Below are 1,766 nucleotides of genomic sequence, written 5' to 3' on the forward strand. Positions count from 1 at the left end.
GCCCATGCGATAGGCGATCTCCTCCGGACAGCCCACCTGCAGCCCCTGGCGTTCCTGCACGGTCTGCACGAACAGCGCGGCCTGCAGCAGCGAACCCGGCGTGCCAGCATCGAGCCAGGCGCAGCCGCGACCAAGCTGCTCAGCGCGCAGCGAACCGTCTTCCAGATAGACCTTGTTGAGATCGGTGATCTCGAGCTCTCCGCGCGCCGAGGGGGCCAGCTCCGCGGCGAGCCGGGTGACGCGGCTGTCGTAGAAATACAGCCCGATCACCGCCCAGTCGGATTTCGGCGCCTGTGGCTTCTCCTCGATGGACAGTACGCGGCCGTCGCCGTCGAACTCCGCGACGCCATAGCGTTCCGGGTCGGCGACGCGGTAGCCGAAGATGGTGGAGTCGCCGGCCCCCGCGCGTCGCGCGGCGGACTGGAGCTGCGCCGGCAGCCCATCCCCGTAGATGATGTTGTCGCCGAGCGCGAGCGCGCAGGGCTGCCCATCGATCCAGTCGGCGCCGATGTGGAAGGCCTGGGCGATGCCTTCGGGCTTCGCCTGCTCGGCATAGGTGATCGCCACGCCGAACTGGCTGCCGTCGCCGAGCAGCCGCTGGAACGATGGCAGGTCGGCGGGGGTGGAGATCAGCAGGATGTCGCGAATGCCGGCGAGCATCAGCGTGCCGAGCGGATAGTAGACCATCGGCTTGTCGTAGACCGGCAGGAGCTGCTTCGACGCCGCGAGCGTCATCGGATGCAGCCGTGTGCCGGAACCGCCGGCGAGCAGGATGCCCTTCATGCGCTCACCCCGCCGAGGCGCTGCCCGGCGTAGTGCTTGTCGCGGATCGACCGCCACCAAGCCTCGTTGTCGAGATACCAGGCGATGGTCTGCGACAAGCCGGATTCGAAATCGTGCTGCGCGCGCCAGGCGAGTTCGCTCTCGGCGGCCGAAGGATCCATCGCGTAGCGGAAATCGTGCCCCGGGCGGTCCTTCACGAAGGTGATCAACCGCTCGCGCGGCCCTGCGGGGTCGGGACGCAGCCGGTCGAGCGTCGCGCAGATCGCGCGCACCACGTCGAGGTTGCTGCGTTCCTGCCGTGGCCCGAGGCAATAGGTCGCGCCCGGCCGCCCGCGGAACAGAGCGAGCACCAGCGCCTCGGCATGGTCCTCGACATGGATCCAGTCGCGTATGTTGGAACCGTCGCCATAGACGGGCAGCGTCTTCAGTTCGAGCGCGTTCAGCGTGACGAGCGGGATCAGCTTCTCGGGGAACTGCCAGGGACCGTAGTTGTTCGTCGTGTTCGAGACGAAGCACGGCATGCCATAGGTGTGGTGCCAGGCGCGGACGAGATGGTCCGACGCCGCCTTGGACGCCGAGTAGGGGCTGCGCGGATCGTAGCGTGTATAGGCGTCGAAGGGCTGGTCGTCGCTGCTCTCGAGCGAGCCGAAGACCTCGTCCGTCGAGACGTGGTGGAAGCGGAAGTCGGCCTTCGCTTCGTTGCCCAGCGCCGCCCAGTGTTCGCGCGCGGCTTCCAGCAGGACCTGGGTGCCGACGACATTGGTGCGGATGAACTCCGCCGGGCCGTCGATCGAGCGATCGACATGGGATTCGGCAGCGAGATGCATGATGCGGGACGGACGGTGCGTCGCGATCACCTCGCGCATCGCGCCGGCGTCGCAGATGTCGGCCTGGACATGGATGTGGCGCGGATGGCGCAGCCAAGTTCCCAGGCTCTCGGGGCTCGCCGCATAGGTCATGCGGTCGACGTTCACCACGACCTC

Annotated in this window: 2 protein-coding genes; both read right to left on the reverse strand. The window is 67.8% G+C overall.

Features of this window, described 5'->3' with window-relative positions; all coding sequences use genetic code 11:
- A partial coding sequence (gene rfbA, locus GXW78_RS27620) for a glucose-1-phosphate thymidylyltransferase RfbA (protein ID WP_211872138.1) occupies positions 1-783 on the reverse strand: 783 nt, incomplete at its 3' end.
- On the reverse strand, positions 780-1,760 hold the full coding sequence (gene rfbB / locus GXW78_RS27625) for a dTDP-glucose 4,6-dehydratase (protein ID WP_338147866.1): 981 nt from the start codon (positions 1,758-1,760) through the stop codon (positions 780-782). The genes rfbA and rfbB, both read right to left, overlap by 4 nt.
- Positions 1,761-1,766: the final 6 nt, after the last annotated feature.

The sequence above is a fragment of the Neoroseomonas terrae genome (genome assembly GCF_018129025.1).
Taxonomy (GTDB): domain Bacteria; phylum Pseudomonadota; class Alphaproteobacteria; order Acetobacterales; family Acetobacteraceae; genus Neoroseomonas; species Neoroseomonas terrae.